The organism is Paractinoplanes durhamensis, assembly GCF_016862175.1.
GTDB classification, from domain to species: Bacteria; Actinomycetota; Actinomycetes; order Mycobacteriales; family Micromonosporaceae; genus Actinoplanes; species Actinoplanes durhamensis.
Window position 1 is genome coordinate 1 of record NZ_BOML01000090.1, and the last position, 24,953, is coordinate 24,953.

The window sequence follows — 24,953 nt, forward strand, 5'->3', positions numbered from 1 at the left end:
GTTACGAAGAACCCGCAGGCAGCAATGTGTACCGCCGCAGAGCAACGCATTGTCATTGTCTCAACGAGCGCGCCTCCGGCAAGGCACGGAGCGTTCCGGCAAGGATCCCGCATATCTGTTGCTCGGGTGCTGGGACCGAGCGCGGCCCGGGCGGCGAACTACGAACTAGGTGCTCCGCCGGGTGTCCAGGGCCGGCGGGGTCATTTCTGCGCGTTGACGTTCCTCCATTGCTTTTTGAGGGCCTCGTAGAAGCGCTCGGGGAAGTCATCGGATCCGGGTAGGTAGACCTTCATGTCCGTTCCCTTCGCGGGGGTCACGGTGACGTAGTCCGCGTAGGTCCAGGCGTCGCGGTCGGTGAACTCGATGGCTGTCACGTCCTTCAGGAGGATCGACTGCACTTTGTCCTCCTGGTGGTCGTGGTCGGGTAGCCAATAGGAGCCGACCCGGACGTCGGTGAACAGCTGCCCTGCCTCCTCGAAAGGCACCCCGCCGCTGGTGAAGAAGCGCACGTTCTCGCCCTTATCGATCATGCCGATCCTGACCAGATAGTTCTCCCGGTCGGCGGGCAGGTCCTCGGACTCCACGTTGTCCAGGACCACGGAGCACGCGGAGAGGTTCAGCACAGTCACCATGGCGAGTCCGCGGAACCCGACCCACCTCGACAGGTCAGCCCGTCCGCGAAGACCAGCAGCACACCGGCGAAGAGGCCACCGGCGACGGCCACGAGGACGAGCACGCACTGCAGCGGCCACCGCGGCGGCCGTGGACGCGGCGCCGAGGGTGAGCAGCGTGCCGCCGCCATGTGCCCCTCTCGGCGGTTCGGTACCTGTCATTCGCATGCGAGCCAGTCTGCTGATCGTCCGCCGTCGGCGGATGAGTAGCCGAACCCATCTTTTGGGGTACGCCTGCCCGGCAGGGAGCCACCTCGACGGCCCGCAGGACGCGCGGCCGGCCACGTAGTGTCGCGGGCATGGCGGCCAAGGACGACCTGATCCAGCAGCTCTGCTCGCTGCTGGTCGGTGACGCGGAAGTCGCGACTGAGAACTGGCAGCACTTGGCGCTGGTGGGTGTCGTCGATGCCGGGCAGTCACGCATGACCGGCTTCTGCTATGACGCGGCGGGTGATTACGAGCCCGCCGCGCCACGCAACTTCGAGACGCTTGCGGTGCTGCGCAAGCTACGCGACGAGATGGCCAAGGCTGACGACCGGTTACCGTGGAAGACCTGCCTGGTGCGCGTCGGGCGTGCCGGTGGCACGATCAGCGTCGAATTCGAGTATGACGACCCGGACCGCTGGGTGATCAGCAAGTCCACCCTGCGCCGGCGCGCTGACGAACTGCACCCTCGTTACAACGTGGTGCACGAGAGCCGGACGACCCGTTTCGATCCTGACGCCGACTGAACGAAACGTACATGACCCGGGCGTCAGTTCGAGGCTCACGAATTCGACTGATCCGGTATCTCATATGCCGGCAACACAGAACGGTCGGGAAATGGGCCAGCGTCTTCGCCGCCTTCAACAATCTCGATGACGGGCGTCCTCGACCAAGCGCCGTCGAGCCAATCTCATCATCCGCAGGCAACCGACGCGCCGGCAGACGCCGAGTGCAAGTAGCCGCCGACCGGGCGCGGCATACGGGTGGGGTCTGGCTGCGTGTCGGTTGCTTGGCGGCGGTTGGGGTGAGCCGGCGGGCGGTTGCGGGTACAACGCCCGCCGGCTGGGGTACGGGGGCTGGTGGAGAGCCTTGGCAGGTTGACCGTTTGTGTGGTCTGGCCTTTCCGCGGGGCTCGGGCGGGCCGCGTCAGCGCCGGGCTCGCGGTGGTCAGTTGGTGGCGGTCGCGTCGTGTCTGTTGTGTCGGCGGATCCAGCCTTGTGCGGTGTGGCGGGGTACGCCGTAGTGATCGGCGATCACGGCGGCGGTGCCGGCCTGGCGATAGACGGCGCTGAAGTCGTCGGGCATTCTGCGGTATACCCGTTCGGCAGCAATATCGGCAGCGGCACCGGCTGCGGCACCGGCTGCGGGACTTGCCGCTTTGCGTACTGGCTTTCTCGGTGTCTTCTTCGGAGCCGGCTGGCTACGGCCGCGGCGCGCCCCGCTCGACGGTGCCGCCTCGCCGGCGGCGGTCCGGCCTTCGGCGGCGGCTGCCCGGCGACTCGCACGCTTGGCGGGCGCCGCGGTCGAGGCTTGCGGCGTGGCGCCGCCGGTCACGGGCTGCGGTGTCGCCGCAGTGGCGGTTGTCGCGGGTTCGCCGGCTCCGAGGTCGGTGTTCACGGCTGATGGTCCCGGTGCGGCTTGCGTGAGCGGTGTGGAAGCCGGGGTGATCGCGGCCGGGGTGTGCGTAGGACCGGTCACGGCTTGCAGGAGCAAGTCGACGTTGACGTTGGGTGCCTGGGCGCCGGTCAGGCCGCCGGGGGCGTGCATGTGCACGCTGGTGATCCGGGCCTGGCCGGTAGAGGTGTCCACGGTCAGGGTGGTGCTGTTCCCGCTGTCATCGTCAGGTGTGATGGTGATGGTGTACGAGTCCATGTCGTCCCTCGGGTTCGTGGTGTCACACCCGTCAGCGCGGCAGGCCGGCGTCCGCAGCGGTACCCGTAGCCTGCCCCGACGGCCAGATGAAGATCACCAATGTATCGCGGAGCACGACACCACCCATGAACCCACCTCACGAGAAAGCGACCTACGCCCCGGGCCGACCGTCCCCCTGCCACCCGCCGCATGTGACGCAAGAGGAATCTCTTTACGCGTCCTTGGCCGACATGCCGCGCCGGGGGCGAAGATCACCACCGACAACCCGGCGCCTCCATCATCATCACCTGCACAGTCGAAACGAGACCCATACACGCGCACCCGCTGCCAGCACCCGAGCGTCCGGTCATACCGAGAAGCGGACGCATTCATGATCAACACAATGTCCAGGATGTCGGTGCCTCAACGAGGCTGGACGGCCCCGACATCCTGGAAATTGTGTTGGTCTAGGTCGCAAACCAGCGCACGGAGTGCGGCGGCAGCCGGCGGCCGCGGCGACGATGCATCCGGATCTGCCGCCGATAGTTGCGCGGCAGGGAACTACTTGTAGCCGCGGGGTTGGCGACCGGGCGGGAAATCAGGGGCTGGGCAGGTAGCGCGTGCGGCTCCCGTACGTCGGTCCTGAGTTCGACGAAGGCCCCGCGCTTCGCTACCCCCGACCCGACACCCGGCCCGGAGACTTCCGCCGATACGACCGACTCGGCGGGCGCCTCCACGAATCGGGCATGCCGCTTGACCAGCACGGATGGCGTTACCGGTACCCGCCGGCCTCCGTCGAGATCGCCGCCTCGGTGCGGCTGTGCACGTCGAGGCGGGCGAACGCGTTCTCCAGGTGCTTGCGGACCGTGTGCGGGGAGACCGCCAGGCGGTGGGCGATCGCCCGGTTTGTCAGGCCCTCGCGGACCAGCGCCAGCACCTCCCGCTCACGCCGGGTGAGGCTCGGCGTCATGGCGCGGCGGACGGCGGCCTCCAGGTGGGGGCGCAGCAGGGTCAGCACCAAGCGGTCGTGGTCGGTGAAGCCGGCGCCGGGAGCCCGATCCAGCAGCAGCACGTTGGTCTGGCCGGGTGGGCAGGGGAGCTTCACCCCGATCTCGTGCTCCAGGCCGAAGGGGCGGAAGCAGTCGTGGTAGATCGCGGTACGGTGCCAGGCTCGCTCGCCCAGCAGGTCGCTGATCGAGCAGACCGGCCGAAGCATGCCGGGGCCGTGACAGAGCGGGTGCTCGTGGTAGTGCTCCCAGAACGCCTCGTCGGAGGAGTCGTCGGGAACCGAGGTCTCGTTGTCGAGAACCCGACGGCGGGGAACGTCGAGGCGGGACCAGGACACCACGTCGCACGGGACCACCTCGGCCAGGACACCGAGGACGTCGGCGATGGCCGTGGCCTCGAACAACCGGCGGAGCGTGTCGTCGCCCAGGTTGATACCCATCGGGGGAGCCTACGACGTACGTCGTATGGCGCCTGTCGGCTGCCGGACCGCAGCGTGGAGGGCATGACGGAGAACAGGACGGAACGCTGGCAGGCCCGCCCCTCGCTCAACGTGGCGCGCGGCGGCCTGATCGGCACGACGACCGGCACCACGTACGCGATCGGCGGCTTCACCTCGGGTTTCGGCACCGGGCTGGATTCGGTCGAGCGGCTCGACCCGGCCGGCGGCCACTGGCGGCTGATCGCACCGATGCCGACCGCGCGCGGCAACCCGGCCGCCGCCACCGTGCGCGGTGACGTCTACGTGCTGGGCGGCTACGCCGACGACAAGATCCTGGACGTCGTGGAGATCCTGGACGGGGACCGATGGCGGACGGGGCGGCCGCTGCCCGGTGCCCGCGGCGGTGCGGCCGCGGCGGCGATCGGCGACCGGCTCTACGTGGTGGGCGGCTTCGACGCGACCGACAACGCGACCACGGCGGTCTCGGTCTACGACGTGCACAACGACGCCTGGCATGACGCACACCCGATGCGCACCGCGCGCGGCCTGCTCAAGGCCGAGGTCCTCGACGGCCACCTGTACGCGATCGGCGGCACCGTCGACGTCCAGGTCTTCCAGGCCACGGTGGAGCGTTACGACCCGGCGGCTGACCGCTGGCACACCGTGGCTCCGCTGCACACCGGCCGCGGCAACCCGGGCGTGGCGGCGGACGGCGGCCGGCGGATCTTCGTGGTCGGCGGCGCGAGCGCGAACGGTCCGCTGCGCACGACCGAGGTGTACGAACCGCACGCCGACCGCTGGCGCACGCTAGATCCGCTCCTCACGGTCGGCCGGGCCTCGTTCTCGGCAGCGGTCCACGACGACCTGCTGGTGGCCTTCGGCGGCTTCGAGCTGACTGCCGACACCCCCACCGCCAGCTCCCGCGTCGAAGCCCTCCACATCTGATAGAGCCCCTTTTGGGCTGCACCTTCCGCCCGTCCCGTTCGACGTGCCGACGGACGCAGACTTCGGTCGGATCAAGCACTTACTGATGGATCCACGCCGGGTCAGACCGCTGCGAGATCCGGGAGCTCAACCAGGCCGTCTGCTGGGCCAGCGAACTCACCCCGGCCGGGGATGCGGTCGGCAACGCCGCCTGCACGGGCCAGCATCTGGTTGATACTCACAAACCCATCCTCGCACTTACCGGGGACCGTGGGCCAACTGCTACGACCCGAGCCGGACCACCGCGGCCGAACCAACCTCCGGGACGCGGCTACGAACCGCCTGCTCGCAGGACGTCCCCGAGGCGCAGGTGGCGGCGTAGCGCGGCCTCGGCGGCGACCACCGCGACCAGCGTGCCGAGCAGCAGCACCGCTGCCACTCCGAGAAGCCACCACGGCACCGTGGTGGCCGGGTCGGCGAGTTGGCCGGTCAGCGTGCGCAGCGCGAGCGGGCCGAATGTCAGCTTCACCAGCAACAGGCCGAGCAGCGGCCCGCCGATCGCGGCGACCAGCACCGGCGGGAGCAGCTCGCCGGCCGCGACCCGGTGGGTGTCTCGTGGGCGCAGGCCGAGGGTGCGCAGGCGGGCGAGCGTTTCCCACCGGGCGGGTGCGCTCGATGCGGCGCTCAGCGCGAAGCCCAGCATGCCGAGAAGCAGGAGCGTTCCGGCCGCTGCCCATTCGAGGGCGGCCAGGCCGGCGTTCAGCGGTGCCGACCGGCGGTCGTCGAGCACCTCGGCGCGGGTCTCGGCCCGTCCGCCGGTGGCCGCGGCCTCGACGGCCTTGGCGGCGCCGGATCCGGTCACCCACACGGTGTCGGGCTGGTAGGCCAGGCCGGCCGACGCGTCGACCAGGATCACGTCGGTGGCGGTGCCGATCGCGGGGGCGGTGCCGACGGCGGTGAGCTCGACCATGGGGTCGGTGTTCTCCAGGCGCAGGCGCATGGTCATGCCGGGGCGGAGGCTGCCGTCGCCGGAGCGGACCAGGGCGCGCGGGCCGGAGAGCCCGGCCAGGTCCGGCGCGGCGGGTAGCGGGGTGTCGGCGCGGAGCTGCTGGAAGGCGGCGGCGTCCACGATGACCAGGGTCGGGGTGAGCGCGTTGTTGTCGGCGATCACCCGGACGCCGTCGATGACCTCGGCGGCGACCGCGTGCTTCACGCCGGGTGCGGTGGCCAGCTGGGCGGCGATCTTCGTGGCGTCGTCGCGGGAGTCGGGGGGCACGTCGAGGCGGGCGTCGCCGCCGACCGTCTGCCATGCGCCGTCGGCCGTGCCGCGGGCGGTGGTCGTGTCGAGGGTGACCGCGAACGCGGCCAGCGCCGTGGTGACCGTCAGTACCAGCAGCGGAAGCACCCGGGCGGCGGTGGCGGCGGCCCGGGCGGCGCCGAAGACGGCGAGCGGTCGGCGCGAGCGCAGCGACTGGCGCAGGGCCAGGCCGGTGCCGACCGGCATCAGGCGCAGCACCAGGAGCGTGCCGGCGATGACGCCGAGGGTGGGTGCGCTCGCCGGCAGCGCCGAGTCGGAACCGGAAGCGATGCCGCGCTGGTGAAGGGCGACGACCGCGCCGGCCGCCGCGGCCAGGACGGTGGCGTCGATCGCAACCCGGCGCAGCTGCGCGGTGCGGAGCTGGCGGCGGCGGGCGCTGCGGTTGGCGGGCGCACGCCGGTCGCGGGTGGCCCGGGCCGCCGCGAGCACCCCGAACGCGGGCCCGGCGGCGATGGCGCAGACGACCACCGGCAGGGTCCAGAGCAGCGCGGCGCCGCCGGCGAGCAGCAGGGACAGCGCGATCCCGAGCGCGGCGGCCGGCACGGTGACCACCGCCGATTCGATCAGCAGCTCGGTGGCGAGGCTGGGCAGGCCGGCGCCGCGCTGCCGGGTGGCGGCCAGCGCCGTCGCGCGCCGGCGGGCGATCAGATCGGCGGCGAGCAGCAGGACGAGGACCGCGCCGGCCAGGACGGCGATCAGCAGCACCGCGGCCTGGGCGTACGCGGCGTCGACCTGGGCGCGTACGTCGCGCAGCACCCGGTCGAGGCCGGTGTCCCACTTGAGCGAGTCGTCGCGGGCTCCGGAGGAGGCCGAGGTGGCCTTGAGGGCGGCGGCGGTCGCGGCGAGCTGCTGGGCGGATTCCCAGGTGAGCTTGTCCGGGTCGGCGGCGAACCAGACGGTGCGCCGCAGCTGGTCCTGCTGGAAGGCGAGCCGGGCGTCGGGCAGCGAGTCGGCGGAGAGCAGGCCGCCGAGCCGGGTGCTGCCGGAACCGTCCAGGCCGGACGACGGCTGCAGCACCCACGGGACGGTCCGCCAGGCCGGGTCGGCCGGGTCGACCGGCCGGAAGATGCCGCTGACCAGCAGGTTGTACGGCTGCCGCAGCTCGTCCTGGACCGGCACGTGGCCGCCGGGCTTGAGCTTGAGGGCGGCCGCCTCGGTCTCGGACAGGCCGACCTGCACCTCCCAGAGCGGCCCGTTGAGCGGGATCTCCACGTTGCCGTCGGCGGTGCCGCCCGGCGCGCGCCCGGCGATCCAGGTGACCGCCGGGCCGCCGGCGTCGTCCTGCACGTAGTCGACCTGGAAGTGCCGCTGCACGCTGCCGTCGGTGACGGCGAGGGTGACGGCGGCGACCGTGGTGATCGGCGGCCGGAGCGCGGCCCGCAGGTCCGGGTCGAGGGCTTCCTCGGCCCGGCCGCGGAAGTCGTCGACGTCGGCGGCGATGCCGGTGCTGCGGACCCGGCCGCCGTTCGGCCCGTAGTCGTCCTCCCAGCGGGCCTGCGCCTGGACGGCGGCGTCCGGCCCGGCCTTGCGGATCGCCTCCTGGGCGGCCCGGTCGGCGGTGGCCCGCATGAGCGGCGGCACGGCCGCCGCGAGCAGGGTGATGACCAGGACGACCCCGGCGACGAGCAGCAGCGGCCCGAGGTCGGCGCGGGCCCGCCCACGAATGCTGGGCCGGTGCAGGGCCGGGATCACGACGCCACCCGCAGGTGGGCGGCGTCGGCTCGGCGGGCCTGGATGGTGACGACCGCGGCAACGGCCAGCCAGGAGCCGGCGATCAGCAGGGCGAGCAGCGCGGCCTCGGCGGCCCACGGCCAGTGGGCGGCGGCCGGCGGCACCGGTGCCGCGCCGGTGTCGGAGCGGATCAACAGCGGGGCGACCGCCCACGTCGCGAGGGCGCCGACGAGCGCGCCGGTGACGATCAGCGGCAGCAGGACGGCGGAGTGTTCGCCGAGCAGGGCGGCCCGGATGTCGCGGCGGGACATGCCGAGGCCGCGGAGCCGGGCCACTTCGAGGGCGCGCAGCTGCACGTCGCAGGCGACATGCAGGATCACGCCGCCGAAGAGGAGAAGGACGGCCGCGGCGACGAGCACCCGCAGGACGGCCGGCAGCGAGGCGCGTAGCGGGCTGCCGGTGAGGCGCGCGGTCTCGTCCGTACGCGTGATAACCGTCCCGAGATGCAGGTCGCCGACGCTCGCGGCGGCACCGGCCCGGGGGTTTCCGGCCCACCAGGCGGAGACCGGCGAGTCGAAGTCACCGCGCACGACAAGAGCCCGGGAGAGGGTGTCGACGTCGGCGAGGGCGGCGGGCTCGCCGGGCGCGGACGGGACGGTCGGCACGATCGCGGTGACGACGGCCTCGATCGGGGTGGTGCCGAAGGTGAGGCTGAGCTTGCCGCCGACCCGGGCGCTCACGTCGGCGGCGAACCGCTCGGAGATGGCGAGCGGCACCGGCCCGGGGTCGGCGAAGGTGGTGGCGACCAGGACGCGGCTCATGTCGGAGGGGTCGGCGAACTGCACGTTCGCCCGGAGGTTGAGCCGGTCGCCGGCGGCGGTGACGGCCGGGTCGGTGAGCTGCCGGCTTTCCGGAGCGGCGGACCGGGCGGTCCAGGCAGCCGCGGCGCCGGGCACGGAAATCCACACGTCGATCGCGCTGTTGGGCTGCCCTTCCCACCCGGCGGTGACCGGCAGTGCGACGGCGACCAGCCGCAGTCCGGCGACCGGCACGCAGCCGGGGAGAGGGTGCGGCCGGCCGTCGAGCGCCATGGGCGGGCCGTTGCACGCGGTCCGCAGCCCCTTGTCGTCCTGCAGCAGGAGCCGCGGGGTGACGATGACCGGTGTGTCCCGGGTCGCGGTGCCGGTGATCGTCGGGGTAGCGCCCGCCGCCAAAAAAGGTCCGGTCACCTGTACGGCAGGCGTGAGGCCATCGGCGACCGAGGAGGAGTCGCGCCCCCGCAAAAGGCCCGCCTGCCGGGTGTCCACGGCGACCAGCTTCGGCGACGGGCCGGAGCCGCCGAGCCACTGCCCGACCGCGATGTTGTGCGAGGCGACCGGGCTGAGCACCCCGCCGGTTGCCGCACCGACCGCCGCGCTCTGCCCCGCCAGCGGCGGCGCGTCCAGGGTGAGTGCGAGGTCGGTGCCGACGGACAGGTCGGCCTGGTCGTGCTGGGCGGCGGTCCAGGTGCTGCCGAACGCGGTCCCGAACGTGGCGGCCGCACAGGCCAGCCCGATCAGCAGCCCGGCCGCGAAGGCTTGCGGCCGCCGGGCGGCCTGGAAGGCGGCGAGCGGAAGGACGAGACCACGGGACCGCCCGGCCAGCCGTTCGGCCTGCCGCAGCAGCGGCGGCATCAGCCGTAGCGAGAGCGCGGTGCCGGCGGCGAGAAGGAGAGCAGGGGCAAGCACGCGTACGGCGTCGGCCCGCGACCCGGCCCCGGCGGGCTGGGCCCGCAGCTGCCACCACCCGACCGCGGCCAGCCCGAAGAGCAGCAGGTCGACCCCCGAGCGAGCGAGAAGCTCCCGCCGGCCGCGGCGGGCACCGTTCGCCGTCGGCCGCATGGCCAGCCCGACGTGCAGGGCGGCGAGGGCGAGCGCACCGCAACCGATCGCGACGACCTGGGTCAGGGTCACGGCCGGCCGGGCGGCGAGCCCGGCCCCGGAGAGCGGCGGCAGATGGGTGAGCAGCGAGTGCAGCGCGGACGATCCGGGGATGGCGAGGGCGACGGCGAGCGCGGCCAGGATCGCGGCCTCGGCGGTGGCGACGGCGGCGAACTGGCCGCGGCTGGTGCCGAGCGCGGAGAAGAGGTCGCTCTCCTCGGCGCGTACGCCGGTGGTGAGCCGCCCAGCGAGGGCGAGCGCGATCGCGGTCAGCACGATCCCGATGAGGGCGAGCGCGAGCACCGACCCGGCCGTGAGTTCCTGCTGGCTGCGGTCGCCGAGCAGGGTCTGCGGGAGCGGCGACGAGACACGTTCGATCTGCACCCGGTCGCCGAGCGTGCCACCGAGCCGCCGGTCGGCGCCGAGCACCGAGGCGGTCAGCCGGTCGAGGTCGCGGCCGTCCGGCGCGGACAGGTCGGGGTGCGCGGTGACCTCGAGGCGGTCCAGGGCGGAGCCGCTGGCCAGCAGGCCCTCGAGGTCGACGAGGAACGGCCCGTACGCGTTGACGTCGTCGGCGTAGACCGCGTCCTTGGGGTCGGGGTCGTAGCCGGTGCCGTTGAGCGGGTCCCGGTCCCAGCCGGCGTCGGGCAGCGGGTGCACCAGCCCGACGACGGTGAGGTCGAGCGCCGGCGCCGGGTCGCGACCGAGCTCGGGCCCGAGGTGAACCCGGCTGCCGACCCGGAGCCCGAGAAGCCGGGCGGTGTTGTCGAAGAGTGCGGCCTCCAGCGGAGCGCCGGCCCGGGGCCAGCGGCCGCCGACCAGCGAGGCCCGGTCCTGGAGCCCTTGAACCCCGGACAGGTAAGCCTCGCTGAGCAGGCTCCGGGCGTCGTCGGTGTGCGCGGGGAGGATCCGCATCCGGGACGACGCCCGGGTGGTGGTGGTCGCGGTGAACGGTTGGAGAGCGGAGGTCAGCAGCGACTTGGTGTCGGCCGCGACCGACCGCGCGTCGGCCGCCGCGATGGTCACGGTGTAGGCGGTGACCTCGACGTCGTCCGGTTCGGCCCGGGCCGCCGCGACCTCGACCGCCCGCTCCGAGGTGCGGGTGACCAGCAGCGCGCTGGCGCCGAGCAGGGTGGCACCGAGGGTGAGGACCGCGAGCAGGGACAGCAGCAGCGGCCACTGCGCCCGGGCGCGCCGCAGGAGCAGCGCGGTCACGTCGTCAGCTGTCCGTCCGCCAGGTGGATCACCCGGTCGGCGAGGGCCATCATGACCGGGTCGTGCGTGGACACCAGCGCGGTGACGCCCTCGGACTCGACGATCCCGCGGAGCAGGGCCATCACCGACAGCCCGGTCTCGGCGTCGAGCTGGCCGGTCGGCTCGTCGGCGATCAGCAGCCGGGGTGACGCGGCGATCGCCCGGGCGATCGCGACCCGCTGCTGCTGCCCGCCGGAGAGCTCACCGGGCCGCTGCTGGGCGTGCCCGGCCAGCCCGACCAGCTCCAGCAGCAGCTCGACGCGGCGTTCCCGGTCGGCCTGCGGGGTGCGGGCGAGCCGCAGCGGCACGCCCACGTTCTCGGCCGCGGACAGCACCGGGATCAGGCCGAACGTCTGGAACACGTACGACACGCGCTCCCGCCGCAGCGCGGAGAGGCCGTCCTCGTCGAGGGCGGTGACGTCGATGCCGTCCACGGTGACCGTGCCGCGGTCCGGCCGGTCGAGGCCGCCGATGACGTTGAGCAGGGTGGTCTTGCCCGAGCCGGAACGGCCGACGAGCGCGACCATGGTGCCCGGCTCGACCTCGAACGAGATGTCGTGCAGCGCGTGCACGGCAGCCGGCCCGGAGCCGAACGTGCGGTGGATCCCGGCGACGGAGAGGAGCGCCGAACTCATGCGTCCGGCCTGATCGTGACGTGGTCCGGTTCGAGAGCGAGCCGGACCCGGCGGGTCAGGTTGAGCGCCTCCCGGTAGTCGGCCGGCACCTGCACCCGGCCGGCCCGGTCCATCACCGCGTATTCCTCGGCGATCACGTGGGTGCCGCCGTCGTCGGCGGTGGCGGTGCGGCGCAGCACCTCGCTGCTGGTCCGGCCGTCGCGGATGGCGACGGTGCGCTCGACCTGGCCGCTGACCCCGGGGTCGTGGGTGACGATCACGATGGTGACGCCGAGCTCGCGGTTGACGTCGCGCATCGCCCCGAACACCTCGGCCGAGGTGGCGGTGTCGAGCTCGCCGGTCGGCTCGTCGGCGAACAGCACCTTCGGCTCGTTGGCGAGCGACACCGCGATGGCGACCCGCATCTGCTGGCCGCCGGAGAGCTGGCCGGGTTTGCGGTCGGCGCAGTCGGCGACGCCGAGCGCGCCGAGCAACTCGAGGCTGCGCGCGTGGCGTTTGCGGGCCGGGACGCGGGCGGCGGTCATCGGCAGGTCGACCATCTGCCGGGCGGTCAGGTAGGACACCAGGTTGCCGGCGGTCTGCTGGCGGACGAAGCCGACGGTGTGCCGGCGGTAGTGCACCCGGTCGGCGCGGGACATCGACAGCAGGTTCCACCGGTCGACCCGGGCCCGCCCGGCGGTCGGCGCGTCGATCCCGGCCAGGATGGACAGCAGCGTCGACTTGCCGGACCCGGAGGCACCGACCACGGCGACCATCTCGCCGCTCTCGACGATCAGGTCGAGGCCCTGCAGCGCCTGCACCTCGACCGGCCCGGACTGGTAGATGCGCACCAGGCTGTCGCACACGATGAGGGCGTCAGCCCCGAACTCGGACGCACGAGATGATGAAGACAAAGCCCCCTCCTCCCCGTGCGGCGCCTCACCCTACAACCCGGGCGCCGTACGGAAAGGATCACCCGCCGAAGACGCGCGCCACCCGCCCGACCCCGTTGACCAGCCGGTCGCCGAAGATCGCCCACTCGGCGACCAGCGACGCCGCCCGGTCCATCGCCCGCCGGGCCTGCTCGAAGTCCTCCGGGTCGTCGCGCAGCTCCCACAGGTGCCGGCCCTGGTCCCAGGCGTGCGCCCGGGTCACCTTGACCAGGATCCGCTGGGTCCAGTCGTCGAGCGGCCCGACGAACTCGTCGATCTCCATCTGCCAGTGGGTGGAGAAGCCGCGCCGCAGCGGCGGGATCTCCTCGAAGAAGATCTCGTTCACCAGCAGGTAGTCGGGGTGGATGAGGTCGTCGGTCGGCGCACCCAGCTCGTTCCAGGTGCCGATGAGCGCCAGCGACAGGTCGTGGTTGATGTGCGCGTTGACGCCGAGCATCGCCGCGGTCAGCTTGCTCATCCGGGTGTCGTGGCCGCGCTTGAAGAGCACCTCCCACACGTCGGGGGTGTCCTCGTTGTCGCAGTTCCACAGGTCGAGCGCGGCGAAGTAGCGCTTCGCGAACTCGACGTCGAGCAGTTCCAGGAAGTCGGGCTGGTTGACGCCGGTGCGGAGCGCGTCGTCGACCCGTCGAGTGATCTTCAGGTAGAGCTCGTTGAAGGCGGCGACCCGGTTGGCGGCCCGGCTGGGCGGCAGGTCGTCGAGGATCGTCTGGGTGATCACCAGCTTGTCGATCACATCGGAGATGCCCTGCGGCTGGTCGCCGAGCACCTCCGCCATCCGGTCGCGCAGCGGATCCCAGCCGCGGCCCGGCGGGATCTCGAGCGCGGAGAGCTCCTGCCGCTTCTCCTTGAGCGTGTGGGCGCTGCCGCGCACGAGCTCCCGGTCGAACGTTGTCGTCATGCCAATAGCGTGAGCACCGGCGGACCGCCGATCCAGCATCTGTCGGCGACCTGTCGGGAGGAGATCTGACACACTGCCGACCGTACCGAACCGGTCACGTTCCGCAGTGGAAAAGCCGGTGAAAATCGGTCAGTCGGGCGCCACGGTCAACGTCCCCAGTCCGGCCACCGCGTCGATGCCGAGCCCGCCCGACTCGACCCCGGCACCGCCGTCCGCCCGTACGTTCGTATTGCGTTTGATGTTGCGAACCCGGTTGCCGTTCAGCTGGACCTCGCCGGCGCCCTGACGCAGCAGCACCGACAGCGGCACCTTGTCGGCGGTGGTGATCTCCCAGGTGCCGACCCCGCCGGTCATCCTGATCGGCAGCGTCTCATCCGGGGTGGGCAGCGACATCTGGAAGCGGTTGGCGCCGCCGTTCAGGTCGATGCGGCGCAGTTTGGCGTTGCCGAGCGCGAAGTTGCCGGTGGTCATCCCGCCGGACATCCGGAGCGCCCAGGTCACCTTGCCGTTGAGCTTCACGTCGAGGCGGCCGTTGCCCTTGCTGCCGTCCGGGTTCGCATTCACCTTCAGGGTGTCGCCGTCGATGGCGACCTTCGGGTCGAGGCCACTGCCGTCCGGGGTGCTGACCTGCACGGCGTCGGTGCCGAGCGCGGCGATCGTCACGTTCAGCTCGACGACGTTTCCGGTCAGTTCGAAGGTGCCCGAGGTGAACGGCAACGCGGCGGCCGGCGCCGACGTGCTCGCGGCGGCGCTGGGTGCCGAGGTGACGGCGCTCGGATCGGGTGCGGGCTGCACGGAGACAGGCGGGTTCTGCGGGTCGGCCGGCAGAGCTGCCGTCGGCTGCGCGGTCACCGCGGCCTCCGGCGAGGCGTCGTTGCGCAGCACCATCCGGGCCAGCACCAGCACACTGCCGCCGAGGAAGACCACGGCGGCGAGCGCCGCGAGAAAGAAGCGCAGGCCACCGCGGCGAGGGCGGGGCGGCGGGCTGATCAGCTGCGGAAGATCAGGTTCCTGGGTGTACGGCGGGGAAGCCGCCCCCGCCGTCTCGTCTCCGTCCGGATACCAGTCGGCGGCCGGCCCCATCCGATGTGGAGCATCGGGCCAGTAGTCGGAGATCCGCGGCCAGCTCTCGGCGGCGTCGGTGTCGGTGTCGGTGTCGGTTTGCGGGACCGAGGTGTCGAGATCACTCGAGGCGGAGCCGTCCACGCGATCGTCTCCCTGGTACGGCCGGTCGCCCCCTGCGCCCGGCTGCGTATGGCGTCGTGAGTGAATACGGAGCAACAGCGCCGGTCGGTTCGATTTTCCGCGCAGACGTTCGGGAACCGGCCAAAGGCGACCTTAAATCTCACCCTTGTCATTAGGGTCATTCGCCGCAACAATGCCTTTTCGAGAGTTTAAGAGTGTCTTAGGTCGCCGGCCGTAGGAGCGGATGCCGCATGCCCCACGACGACGAGCTCAACGATCTCCGGATCGGTGGCTGGTTCTCCGAACCCCGTAAGGAGGTCCCGTCGACGGCGCTCATGCCGTACCGTCCGCGACCGTTGGCCAGGCCGGCCGACACGTCCGACCGCTCCCGCCGGGTCCTGCTCGCCTGCGGCACCGCGGTCGTGGTCGGCGTGGCCGGCGTGATGGCGCTGCTCGTCACCACCGACGGTGACGACGATCCGCTGCCGTCGGTCGCCCAGCTCGCCTTCCCGTCGTTCGAGCCGCTCACCCCGATCTCGTTGCTACCGGCCCCGGCCAGCAGTTCCGCGCCACCCCCGGTGGTCATCGCGACGCAGACCCAGCCGGTCGCCGAGCACACCACGAAGCGCCCGTCGGCGACCCCGTCCCGCACCACCACGACCAAGCCCACCCCGGCGGTCACGCTGACCGTCGGCAGCACGGTCGGCCTGGAGATCAGCGGCAGCCCCGGCGTCCGGCTGCGGCACCGGAATTTCATCGCCCGCGCCGACCGGATGGGCTCCGCCGACAGCCCATTGGAGAAGGCCGACGCCGCCTTCACCGTCCGCGACGGCCTGGCCGACGACGGTTGCGTCTCGCTCGAATCCGTTAATTATCCGGGCTATTTCCTGCGGCACCGGGACTTCGTGCTCCGTTTGGAGCAGGGCAACCGGCAGAACGCCGAATTGTTCCGGAAGGACGCCACCTTCTGCGCCACGCCCACCACCGGCGGCGCCGTCATTCTGGAATCCATCAATTATCCGACCCGCGCGGTGCACCTGCGCGGCGACGGCATCTTCCACCTCGACGAGGGCACCGGGACGGCGCTGGTGGTGCGCCGGCCGCTCTGACGGCCGGCGCACCTCCCCTCACGCCCCGGCCGCGTCCAGCCGGTCGAGCTGTTCGCCGCTCAGCTTCACGTCGAGGGCCGGGATCGCGTCCTCGAACTGCTGGGTCGTGCGCGGCCCGATCAGCGGCAGCACCCGCGGCGAGCTCTGGTGCATCAGCCAGGCCAGCACCAGCTGGTTCGGCGTGACCCCGGCCTCGGCGGCCACCTCCTCGACCGCGGCGATCCGGGCGTCCGCGTCCGGCCCCGCGTAGTTGGCCATCATCCAGTGGCCGGTGCGCTTGGCCGGCGAGTCGTAGACGCCCTTGAGGATCGGCGAGTAGGCGACCAGCGTCTGGTCGTCGTGGTCGCTGAGGTAGTCGAGCTGCTCGGCGCCGACGATCGACGCCGACTCCAGGCCCGCCTTCGGCCGCAGGTAGCTGTGCTGCTGCTGGATCGCTACCGGCAGCGGCCAGCCGTTGCGCTCGCACAGCCCGCGGATCCGCTCCAGCCGCCAGGTCCGAACGTTCGACCAGCCCAGATAGCGCACCTTGCCGGCCTCGACGAACCCGGCGAGGGCCTCGAGGGTCTCCTCCAGCGGCGTGCCCTTGTCGTCGACGTGGATGTAGTAGAGGTCGACGTGGTCGGTGCCGAGCCGGCGCAGGCTGCCGTCGAGCGCGTCGCGCAGCGTCTTGGCGCCCGCCCCGGCGAAGGTGCGCCGGGCCAGTTCCCAGTCCGGGGTGCCGTCGGCCGTCCAGAGCTCGGGTGAGTAGTGCGGCAGCGCGCTGCCCTTGGTGGCGAGGAAGACTTCGTCGCGCCGGTTGCCGGCGCGCAGCCAGCGGCCGAGGAGTTCCTCGCTCTCCCCGCCGCGGCTGCCCCGGTTGGCCCACCACTCGTAGCAGTCGGCGGTGTCGATGAGCGACCCGCCGATCTCCCGGTAGCGGTCGAGGATCCGGATCGAGTCCGGCTCACTGGTCGCGTTGCCCATCTGCATCGCGCCCAGAGCGAGCCGGCTGACCTGCGTACCCGTACGGCCCAATTCGATCGTCTGCATGAAAACGACGCTAAATCCTGGAGCGCACTCCAGGTCAAGAACGGACCCGGGCGGCCGCGTGCCGCCCGGCGAGATACCCGAAAACCACGGCCGGCGCGATCGTCGCACCGGGCCCCGGATAGGTGCGACCCATCACGGAGGCGGTCGTGTTTCCGGCCGCGTACAGCCCTTCGATGGCTTCGCCATCACTGCCGATCACCCGGGCCGCGGCGTCGGTGAGCAGCCCACCCTTGGTGCCGAGATCGCCCGGCACCAGCTGTACGGCGGTGAACGGCCCCTTCTCGATCGGGCCGAGGTTCGGGTTGGGCTTCACGCTCGGGTCGCCGTAGTAGTTGTCGTACGCGGTGCGGCCCCGCCCGAAGTCGGCATCCACCCCCGTACGACAAAAGCCGTTGAATCTATCGACAGTGGCTTGAAGGGTGGCCGGTTCGATGTCGAGCTGCCGGGCCAACTCGGCGAGGGTGGGTGCCGAGCGGACGATGCCGGCCTCGCGCAGCTTCTTGGTGCCCTGCAGGAACGCGTTGAACAGGTAGCGCCGCCGGTGCCGCGTGTCCAGAATCAGCCAGCTGGGCACGGCGTTGTCCCGGGCGAGCATGGCGTGCCCGAAGTCGATGTAGCTGACCGACTCGTTCACGTAGCGTTCGCCGGCCTGGTCGACGACGATGCTGAACGGCATCGACCGCTCGGAGAGCACGAACTGCGCGCTCCCGTCGGCGAGCGGCACCGAGGCACCCCACCAGGCGTCGTCCATCAGCTCGGTGCGCGCGCCGAGCTCGTCCCGGGCGATCCGGATCGGGTCGCCGAGGTCCCCTTCGGAGGCCGAGGTGAACCCGGGCGTGCCCTGGTATTCCTTACGCCAGGCGGTGTTCCGGGCGAAGCCACCCGCGCCGAGCACGATCCCACCGAGCGCCCGGATCCGCTTGCCGTCGCCGACGGTAGCCCCGATCACCGCACCGCCGTCGCCCTGGATCAGCCCGGTCAGCGGCGCCGACAACTCGACCTCGACGCCGGCCTTCAACGCGACACTCATCAGATTCGCCGACAGCGCCCCGCCAATGCCGTAGAGGCGTTTTCCCGTTACGATCCCGCCGATCGTACGGAAGACGAAGCGCGCGCCCCGCACGAAGCCGGACGGCGTCGACCAGGCCCGGGACAGCAGCCAGACGTCGTCGGTGCGCAACGGCGCCGGAATGCTCTCCCGCCCCCGGAAGGTCGCGAACCACTCCCCCAGCTTCTTGGTGTCGAAGGGCTGCACCTCGATGCCGCGCCCGACCATGCCGCCCGGCCGGTCCGGGTAGTAGTCCGGGTAGTCCTTGGCCGGCACCCACCGCACGCCGAGCTTCTGCAGGAAGGCGAACACCTCCGGGATGGTTTCGACGAACGCCCGCCGCCGCTCCGGCGAACTGGCCGGCCCGGCCTCCCCGATCGCGGATTCCATGTAGGTCAGCGCCTTCTCGACCGAGTCCCCGTCGACGAACGGGTTGGTCGGCATCCAGAGCCCGCCCCCGCTGAGCGCCGTGGTCCCACCCCACTTGGCGGTGCTCTCGACGACCAGCACCCGCAGCCCCTGGGTGGCGGCGGCGATGGCCGCGGACAGCCCCGCCGCACCCGACCCGACCACCAGAACATCAACCTCGCGGTCCCACGACTCGGTCATCGCCCACGCCTCCCCCTGCTAGCCGATCGGCTAGCCAGTAAGGTAGCCGACCGGCTAGTTCAGGACAAGGGTCGATAGGATCCGGGCGGGGGTTTCGATGCATGTCGTCTCAGCACGCGAACGTCTCTTGACCGCAGCCCTGGACCTGTTCGCCGAACACGGCGTCAGCGGCACGTCGCTGCAGATGATCGCCGACCGCCTGGGCGTCACGAAGGCGGCCGTCTACCACCAGTTCCAGTCCAAGGACGACATCGTCCTGGCGGTGATCGACCCGGCACTGAACCGCTTGGGCCCGATCGCCGACGAGGCCGAGGCCCAGCGGGGCAATGCGGCCCGCCGCGAGCAGGTGCTGGCCGGCGTGGTCGACCTGGTGGTGGGTTTCCGCAAGGTGTCGGCCACGCTGAGCTTCGACCCGGTGGTGATGCGCCTGGTGCGGGCTCACCCGGCGCTACGAAACCTGCAGCGCATCCGCCGCCTGCTCGGCGGCACGGCCCCCGACCCGGGAAGCCGCGTGCGGATGGCGGTGATCGCCGGCGGCTTGATGATGGCCGGCGCCGACCCGGCCGTAACAGGTTTGGACGACGAGGACTTCCGAGACCACCTGCTGGCCGCCGGCCGCCGCATCCTCAAGGGCTAGTCACTCGTCGAGGATCGTCAAGGCCTGGCCCAGCCACTCGATGGACTCGACGGTGATCGGGTCGACCACGATCTGGACGTGCTCGGCGCCGGCCTGGGCCAGCGCGGTGATGTGCTCGGCGATGTCGGACGGGGTGCCTTCGATCGGCGGCGTCTTGCCGCGCGGCCGGCCGACGCCGCCCGGGAGGCGGATCATCGTGGCTGCGGTCGCGGAAACCTCGCCCGGGGCACGGCCGGCCGCCACCGCGGCCTCCTCGACCTGCTTCCGGACGGCGGCGAAACCCTCGGGCGTGTTGCCGTAGTTGAACCACCAGATGTTCCAGGCGTCCACGTGCGGCAGCGCGATGCTCAGCATGCGCGGCCCGGTCGAGCCGAGCAGCAGCGGCGGGCCGCCCGGGCGCACCGGCGGCGGGTCGAGCGTGCAGTCGACCGCCTGGTGATACTGCCCGCGGAAGTCGACGTGCCCGTCCCGCAGCAGGCTGCGGACGATCGTGAACGCCTCCTCGAAGCGACCGACGCGGTGGTCGTAGGGCAGCCCGTACGCGGAGAACTCCCGCTCGTTCCAGCCCGCGCCGAGCCCGACGATCAGCCGCCCGCCGGAGATCGCGTCCACGGTGGCCGCCTGCTTGGCGAGCATCGCCGGGTTGTGGAACGCGGTCGCCGCGACCAGCGGCCCGAGCTCGATGCGCGAGGTGACCGCGGCCAGCCCCGCCAGCGATGTCCACGCTTCCCACGGCCCGCGCACGGTCCCGTCCGGCATGTCGTAGAGCAGATGGTCACCGACCCAGAGCGAGTCGAACCCGACCCCCTCGGCCGCCTGGGCCATCGCGACCAGCTCCGGCCAGTCGACCCGGCGCTCGATCTCGGGCAGTTGCACACCAACACGGCAGGGACGAGGCATCGGCCCACTCTAGACAGTTCCGCCGCCCCGCCGTGTCCTAGACGTCGAGGACCAGGGCCCGGTGATCGGAGGCCTCCGGCTCAGCCAGGATCTCGAACCGCTCGACCGCCGCCACGTCGGAGACGAGCAGATAGCTCGCGTGCCGGACCGGCTTGGCATAGTGCGAGGTCCGAGTGTCGGCAGCCCCGACCAGATCGGTGAGGCCGGCCTCGGCCAGAACCCCGAACGTCTCGCTCCCCGGCAGCAGATTGAAGTCACCGCACACTACGACCAGATCGCCCGGCCCGCGGATCCGCCCGACGAGCTCCGCGAGCCGCTTGGCCTGATGCAGCCGGGCCGGTGTGTCGCCCTTGCCGGCCGAGTCCCGCAGCCCATGCATCTGCACGACCCAGACCGACCGGCCGCGTTCGACGGTCCGCACGGCCAGCGCAATACGCGGCCGATCCGTGTCCGGCCACTCTTCGTGCACGGTGAACTGCCCGTGCACGAACTCGGAATCCACCCCGACGATCGGAAGGCTCGCCCCGACGAAGGTGGCCACCCCGAAGTCCTGCCGATGCCGCCCGCCCGAGTCGTCGTGCACGGGCCCGGAGTCGCTGGTCACGAAGATGGCCTGGTGCCGGGGCAGCACGCCGCGCACGTCGTCGAAAAGGTCCGCCCGCTGCGGCAGACTGCGTTCCCCATCAGCGAAGCGAGTCCAGCCCGCCAGCCCCGGCGTGCGGGTGACTTCCTGCAGGCAGACGACGTCACCCCCGCTCCCCGGAAGCCAGCCGAGAAGCTCATCGGCCAGCGCACCACCCCAGGCGTTCAGGCTCAGAATCCGCATCGCTCAGTGCGAGCGGTCGTCGTCCATGACCGGCTTGGTGATCGGCTCCCGGCTCGGTTTGTCGCTGGTCCGAAAGACGATCGCAAAGACCAGCCCGAGCACCGCAAGCGGAACCCCGGCAAACAGAAGAGCACCTTCAAGGTCATTCACCCCGATTACGGTACGCGCGTCGCAGTGTCGACCCAACGCCGCGACCCCGCTGCATGTTGTTGGGAGTGGCCGCTTCACCGGCACGAGCACCGATTTCCCGCTGGATCGGGAGAGCTTCCCCGAAGTAACTCAGGGCCCGCTCACAATCTGAACCGCTACAGCAGCGACTCGACTGCTCCCACGATCTCCGCGTCGGCGCCCAGCGAGGCAGGACGCACGGTCAGGGCAGCGGCGGCGGCCGGGGCGCAGTGCCGCTGCAGGGACTCGCGGATGCCGTCCACGACGTACGGTCCGGCCTCGATGAAATGGCCGCCGACCACCACGATCTGCGGGTTGAGGGCGTTGCACAGCGGCGCGACCGTGCGCCCGATCAGCCGGCCCGCGTCGAGCAGCGCCCGCTGGGCCGGCCGGTCGCCGCCGGACACCAGCTCCAGGAAGCGCTCCTCGGACGGCGGCCCGCCGAGTGGCAGGAAGTAGCGCGGCGACAGGTACGTGGACAGGCAGCCGCGGCTGCCGCAGATGCACAGTGGGCCGACCTCGCGCACGTTGAGATGACCGACCTCCCCGGCGTAGCCGATCGCGCCGCGATACATCCGCCCGCCGGCCACGATCCCGGCCCCGGTGAACTGGTCGGCGCGCAGGTAGAGGACATCCCGAGCACCACGCGCAGCACCCCGGCGGGTCTCGGCGAGCGCGGCCAAGTGGGCGTTGTTACCGGCGGTGACCGGCACTCCGAGGATCTCGGCGATCTGCTCGGCCGGCGAGAACCCGGCGAAGATCGGCAGCACCCCGCGCGGCCCGAATCGCCCGGTGACCGGGTGGACCGGGGCGGGCACGCTGACCACGGCACCTTTCAGGTCGGCGGTGGTGTGGCCGTGCGCGGCGAGCAGCGAAAGGGTCAGTTCCCCGGCGTCGCGGATGTGCGGTTCGCCGGCCATGCTCATCGGCCGCGGCTCGAACGCCTCGTGCAGCCGATTGCCGGCCGTATCGGTCAGGATGGCCTGCACCCCGTCGGCCCGGATCGCCATCCCGGCCAGCACCCCGGCCGCGACGACCGCCCGGAAGTGCGGCGACGGCCGCCCGGATCGCGCGGCCCCGGCGGGCGGATCGCACGGCTCGACCAGCGAGTCCGCGGCCAGCCCGTCAAGAAGGTCGGCGACGGCAGCCCGGGGCAGACGGGTGATCCGGGCGATGTCACTGCGGGCCAGCACGCCACGCTGCCGCAGCAGATCAAGGACGGCGTCCCGGCGGTGATCGCGCTCGCGGGCCGCGGGCGGCCCGGCGGCCGGGGCGACATGCCTGGCCACCGGAGTGCCGTGCAGCGCGGCGGTGACCGCCCCGATCAGAGCGGCCCGATCACCGAGCTCCCCGGCCCGAACTTCAAGAGCGTCGGCCACCTCAGGCTGGGCGTAGCGGCGAACCGAGTCGGCCACCCCGGCAACGAGCGGCCCATGCTCGGTGATCAACGGCCCATCAAGCACGACAAGCGCCGGATTGACGGTGTTGGCCAGGTCGGCGACCACCCGCCCGATCATCCGCCCGGCGTCGGCGAGGACCCGCTCGGCGATGGCGTCGCTGGCCGCGAGCTGTACGGCGCGGACGGCGTTGACCTCCTCGCCGTACATCGAGGAGAGCGCAGCCAGGACCTCACGAGGAGACGCGATGGTCTCCAGGCACCCACGGTTGCCGCAACGACAGAGGGTGCCGGTCTCGTCGACCTGGACGTGCCCGATCTCGCCCGCCACCCCGCTCGCGCCGTGCTGAACCACCCCGTCGAGGAGCAGCCCGCAGCCGATACCGGTGGCAATACGCAGGTAGCAGACGTCGCGCCGCCCGGCCGCGACCCCGTGCCGCAGCTCCCCGATGAGGGCCAGGTCGGCATCGTTGCGGACGCCGACCGGATGGCCGAGCCGGCGCCGCAGCTCGACCCCGGGATTGACCCCGGCCCAGCCGGGAAGGACGCTGCTGGGCTGCACGACCCCGCCGGCGACCGGGGCGGACAACCCGAGCATGGCCGCCCAGACCCGGCGGCCACCGACGGCCTCGGTAATCAAACCGACGAGAGTGTCGAGGCCGGCCGACCCGTCCTCCGGGTCGGCGGCGGCGGAGCGTTCGGCCAGGATCGTTCCGGACAGGTCGGCTGCTGCCACCCGTACACCCGAAGCGGCAACCAGCGCACCGACCACGACGCCCGCGTTCGCACCCAGGGTGAGCAATCGGGCCGGCCGGCCCGGCCGGCTTCCGTCGGCCGACGCCTCCTCCTCGGCGAGGACGCCCTCGGCCAGAAGCTCGGCGACCAGGGCGTTGACGGTGGCGCGGGCCATGCCGGTGCGGCGGACCAGATCGGTGCGCCCGGCCCCGCCGGTTTCCCGCACGGCGGCCAGGATGAGGTCCCGATGGTGCATGCTCACCCCCCAGGGTTTTGCTGGAGTTAGACAATACTCCGGGGTTCTCACAGCCACCTACGTGGTGATTCCGGCAAATGAACCGTGATCAGAACCACGTGAGGCCGAATCAGGGCACAGGAAGGGGCCTTCGGGTGCTGGTTTCGCGTTAATCGGCTCGATACCTTCGGGTTATCAAGCAGTAATCAGCGGACGGTGCCGGCCCGGCCGCAAAGCCTGATTTTTCGTCCCGCGCTAGCCGAAGAGGTGTGCGATGACCGCTGTCGAAACCGGTCGGGCCCGGCAAACCGCTCCCGCCGTCGTCTCCCCCGATACCCCGCCGAACGCTCCGGCCCGCCTGATCGCGGCGATGGCCCTGGCCCAGTTCGGCGCATACCTCACGATCCTCACCCCGGTCGTCGTGACGCTCTCCATCCGGGTGGCCCAGATCGCCCCGGACAACAAGACCTCGGCGCTGAGTACGGTCCTGTCGGTCGGCGCGCTCCTCGCCCTGATCGGCAACCCGTTCTTCGGCGCGATGTCCGACCGGACCACCGCCCGGATGGGCCGCCGCCGCCCGTGGCTGATCGGCGGCATCAGCGTCGGCTTCCTCGGCCTGCTCGTCGTCGCCACCGGCAGCGCCATCCCGATGCTGACCCTCGGCTGGGCGCTCGCGCAGCTCGGCGTCAACGCGACCCTGTCGACGCTGACCGCCCTGATGCCCGACCAGATCCCGGCGCACCAGCGTGGCCGGGTCGGCGGCATCCTCGGCCTGATGACCTCGGTGGCCATCCTCGGCGGCACCTCGCTCGCCGCCCTGCTCGACGGCAACACCCTGCTGATGTTCATGGTCCCGGCCGGGATCGGCCTGCTGACCGTGCTGGCCCTGGTGATCGTGCTGAAGGACCGGCCGGCCACGCCCGGGCACTTCGGGCGCTACACGTTCAAGGAGTTCCTGCGCACCTTCTACGTGAACCCGCGCCGCTTCCCGGACTTCTCGTGGAATCTGCTCAGCCGCTTCCTGCTCTGGATGGGCCTCTCCTGCCTCACCACCTACCAGGCGTACCTGCTGATCGACCGGTTCGGCTACACCACCGACAACGTCGCCTCCGGCGTGCTCGTCGCCACCCTGATCACCACCGCGGGCCTGGTCCTCGGCTCGTCGGTCGGCGGCTGGCTCTCCGACCGCACCGGGCTGCGCAAGCCGTTCGTGCTCGGCGCCGGCCTGGTCATCGCGGTCGGCCTGGCGATCACCGCGTTCAGCGGCAGCTACGGCGTCTTCCTGGTGGCGGCGGCGATCTTCGGTCTCGGTGAGGGTGTCTACCTGGCCGTCGACCTGGCCCTGGCCACCGAGGTGCTGCCCAACCCGGACGACGCCGCCAAGGACATGGGCGTGCTGAACATCGCGAACGCCCTGCCGCAGTCGCTGGTGCCGATCCTGGCCGCCCCGGTCCTCGCCATCGGCGCCGGCACGGCTTCCAACTACCGCCTGCTGTTCCTGCTCGGCGCCGTGGTCGCGGTCGCCGGGTCGGTCCTGGTCCGCATGGTCCGCGGCGCGCGCTGAAGGGATT

At 71.8% G+C, this 24,953-nt stretch carries 20 protein-coding genes; 5 read left to right on the forward strand and 15 right to left on the reverse strand.

Annotated features, from left to right (window positions below):
- Positions 1-200: 200 nt before the first annotated feature.
- The gene (locus Adu01nite_RS45500; RefSeq protein ID WP_203735639.1) at positions 201-632 is read right to left on the reverse strand and encodes a hypothetical protein; all 432 of its coding nucleotides are present in this window, start codon (positions 630-632) and stop codon (positions 201-203) included.
- A 338-nt stretch (positions 633-970) separates the two neighbouring features.
- Between Adu01nite_RS45500 and Adu01nite_RS45505 the strand changes: the two genes are divergently transcribed.
- Positions 971-1,402 (forward strand): hypothetical protein, encoded by a 432-nt coding sequence (locus Adu01nite_RS45505; protein ID WP_203735640.1) that lies wholly within the window; start codon positions 971-973, stop codon positions 1,400-1,402.
- Positions 1,403-1,823: 421 nt separating this feature from the next.
- On the opposite strand, the gene Adu01nite_RS45510 is transcribed toward Adu01nite_RS45505, so the two are convergent.
- Both Adu01nite_RS45510 and Adu01nite_RS45515 read right to left on the reverse strand, forming a co-directional pair.
- Positions 1,824-2,528: a hypothetical protein gene (locus tag Adu01nite_RS45510; protein WP_203735641.1), complete on the reverse strand. Its 705-nt coding sequence runs from the start codon at positions 2,526-2,528 to the stop codon at positions 1,824-1,826.
- 751 nt (positions 2,529-3,279) lie between these two features.
- The gene (locus Adu01nite_RS45515) at positions 3,280-3,954 is read right to left on the reverse strand and encodes a helix-turn-helix domain-containing protein (protein WP_239133202.1); all 675 of its coding nucleotides are present in this window, start codon (positions 3,952-3,954) and stop codon (positions 3,280-3,282) included.
- A 63-nt stretch (positions 3,955-4,017) separates the two neighbouring features.
- Here Adu01nite_RS45515 and Adu01nite_RS45520 point away from each other — a divergent pair, with 63 nt between their 5' ends.
- Entirely contained in the window at positions 4,018-4,899 is an 882-nt protein-coding gene (locus tag Adu01nite_RS45520; RefSeq protein ID WP_203735642.1) for a Kelch repeat-containing protein, read from the forward strand.
- A gap of 310 nt (positions 4,900-5,209) precedes the next feature.
- Here Adu01nite_RS45520 and Adu01nite_RS45525 read toward each other — a convergent pair whose 3' ends face one another.
- The 6 genes from Adu01nite_RS45525 to Adu01nite_RS45550 form a co-directional block, all read right to left on the reverse strand.
- A complete protein-coding gene (locus Adu01nite_RS45525; RefSeq protein ID WP_203735643.1) occupies positions 5,210-7,888 on the reverse strand; it encodes an FtsX-like permease family protein in 2,679 nt (892 codons plus the stop codon).
- Positions 7,885-11,001, reverse strand: a complete 3,117-nt coding sequence (locus Adu01nite_RS45530) for an FtsX-like permease family protein (RefSeq protein ID WP_203735644.1) — start codon at positions 10,999-11,001, stop codon at positions 7,885-7,887. Before Adu01nite_RS45530 ends, Adu01nite_RS45525 begins: the two co-directional genes overlap by 4 nt.
- Positions 10,998-11,675, reverse strand: a complete 678-nt coding sequence (locus Adu01nite_RS45535) for an ABC transporter ATP-binding protein (protein WP_203735645.1) — start codon at positions 11,673-11,675, stop codon at positions 10,998-11,000. Before Adu01nite_RS45535 ends, Adu01nite_RS45530 begins: the two co-directional genes overlap by 4 nt.
- The gene (locus Adu01nite_RS45540) at positions 11,672-12,568 is read right to left on the reverse strand and encodes an ABC transporter ATP-binding protein (protein ID WP_203735646.1); all 897 of its coding nucleotides are present in this window, start codon (positions 12,566-12,568) and stop codon (positions 11,672-11,674) included. The genes Adu01nite_RS45535 and Adu01nite_RS45540 overlap by 4 nt, the downstream gene beginning before the upstream one ends.
- A gap of 58 nt (positions 12,569-12,626) precedes the next feature.
- Entirely contained in the window at positions 12,627-13,505 is an 879-nt protein-coding gene (locus Adu01nite_RS45545) for a DUF5995 family protein (protein WP_203735647.1), read from the reverse strand.
- Positions 13,506-13,634: 129 nt separating this feature from the next.
- Positions 13,635-14,711, reverse strand: coding sequence for a toast rack family protein (locus Adu01nite_RS45550; protein ID WP_203735648.1), 1,077 nt, complete (start codon positions 14,709-14,711; stop codon positions 13,635-13,637).
- A gap of 230 nt (positions 14,712-14,941) precedes the next feature.
- Between Adu01nite_RS45550 and Adu01nite_RS45555 the strand changes: the two genes are divergently transcribed.
- Complete coding sequence (locus Adu01nite_RS45555) at positions 14,942-15,799, forward strand: AbfB domain-containing protein (RefSeq protein WP_203735649.1); 858 nt, start codon at positions 14,942-14,944, stop codon at positions 15,797-15,799.
- Between the two features lie 18 nt (positions 15,800-15,817).
- On the opposite strand, the gene Adu01nite_RS45560 is transcribed toward Adu01nite_RS45555, so the two are convergent.
- Both Adu01nite_RS45560 and Adu01nite_RS45565 read right to left on the reverse strand, forming a co-directional pair.
- Positions 15,818-16,828 (reverse strand): aldo/keto reductase, encoded by a 1,011-nt coding sequence (locus Adu01nite_RS45560; protein ID WP_203735650.1) that lies wholly within the window; start codon positions 16,826-16,828, stop codon positions 15,818-15,820.
- A gap of 34 nt (positions 16,829-16,862) precedes the next feature.
- The gene (locus Adu01nite_RS45565) at positions 16,863-18,485 is read right to left on the reverse strand and encodes an FAD-dependent oxidoreductase (protein ID WP_203735651.1); all 1,623 of its coding nucleotides are present in this window, start codon (positions 18,483-18,485) and stop codon (positions 16,863-16,865) included.
- Between the two features lie 127 nt (positions 18,486-18,612).
- Here Adu01nite_RS45565 and Adu01nite_RS45570 point away from each other — a divergent pair, with 127 nt between their 5' ends.
- Entirely contained in the window at positions 18,613-19,122 is a 510-nt protein-coding gene (locus Adu01nite_RS45570) for a TetR/AcrR family transcriptional regulator (RefSeq protein ID WP_239133203.1), read from the forward strand.
- On the opposite strand, the gene Adu01nite_RS45575 is transcribed toward Adu01nite_RS45570, so the two are convergent.
- The 4 genes from Adu01nite_RS45575 to Adu01nite_RS45590 form a co-directional block, all read right to left on the reverse strand.
- On the reverse strand, positions 19,123-19,998 hold the full coding sequence (locus tag Adu01nite_RS45575; protein WP_203735653.1) for a TIGR03619 family F420-dependent LLM class oxidoreductase: 876 nt from the start codon (positions 19,996-19,998) through the stop codon (positions 19,123-19,125).
- 61 nt (positions 19,999-20,059) lie between these two features.
- The gene (locus tag Adu01nite_RS45580) at positions 20,060-20,848 is read right to left on the reverse strand and encodes an endonuclease/exonuclease/phosphatase family protein (protein WP_203735654.1); all 789 of its coding nucleotides are present in this window, start codon (positions 20,846-20,848) and stop codon (positions 20,060-20,062) included.
- A 3-nt stretch (positions 20,849-20,851) separates the two neighbouring features.
- Positions 20,852-20,998 (reverse strand): hypothetical protein, encoded by a 147-nt coding sequence (locus Adu01nite_RS45585; RefSeq protein WP_203735655.1) that lies wholly within the window; start codon positions 20,996-20,998, stop codon positions 20,852-20,854.
- A gap of 155 nt (positions 20,999-21,153) precedes the next feature.
- Positions 21,154-23,403: an ROK family transcriptional regulator gene (locus Adu01nite_RS45590; protein ID WP_203735656.1), complete on the reverse strand. Its 2,250-nt coding sequence runs from the start codon at positions 23,401-23,403 to the stop codon at positions 21,154-21,156.
- A 253-nt stretch (positions 23,404-23,656) separates the two neighbouring features.
- On the opposite strand from Adu01nite_RS45590, the gene Adu01nite_RS45595 reads away from it, so the two are divergent.
- Positions 23,657-24,946 carry an MFS transporter gene (locus tag Adu01nite_RS45595; protein ID WP_203735657.1) on the forward strand — a complete coding sequence of 430 codons (1,290 nt, stop codon included), beginning with the start codon at positions 23,657-23,659 and terminating at the stop codon, positions 24,944-24,946.
- The last annotated feature ends 7 nt before the right edge of the window (positions 24,947-24,953 follow it).